1 protein-coding gene is annotated in these 257 nt (G+C 65.8%); it reads right to left on the bottom strand.

The window, feature by feature from the left end:
• Positions 1-2: 2 nt before the first annotated feature.
• Positions 3-257 (bottom strand): hypothetical protein (locus QSK22_RS33515; protein ID WP_285498542.1); only part of this gene is annotated, 255 nt, incomplete at its 5' end.

Raw genomic sequence — 257 nt, 5'->3', positions numbered from 1 at the left:
GATCAGGGTGTGGCCTGGTCGGTGTCGCCGGGATTCCCCGCGGGATCTCGAAATCTCGATATCTCGCGCTTATGCGGTGTCGAGATCTGTCGGGGATCTTTCAGGCGACGACCGGCGGCAACCTCCAGCTCGTACGCGGTGTGCGCGTTCGGCATCCAGGTGCTCAACACCGCCAGCGCGCAATCCTCGCTTGTCTGTGCGATGTGATGCTCGTCGTCGGGGCTCGGCCCCGAGGGCTTCTTCCGGCCGGTCGGCGG

The sequence above is a fragment of the Actinomadura sp. NBRC 104425 genome, assembly GCF_030269545.1.
Taxonomy (GTDB): Bacteria; Actinomycetota; Actinomycetes; order Streptosporangiales; family Streptosporangiaceae; genus Spirillospora; species Spirillospora keratinilytica.
This window is presented reverse-complemented; position numbering and strand designations above follow the sequence as displayed.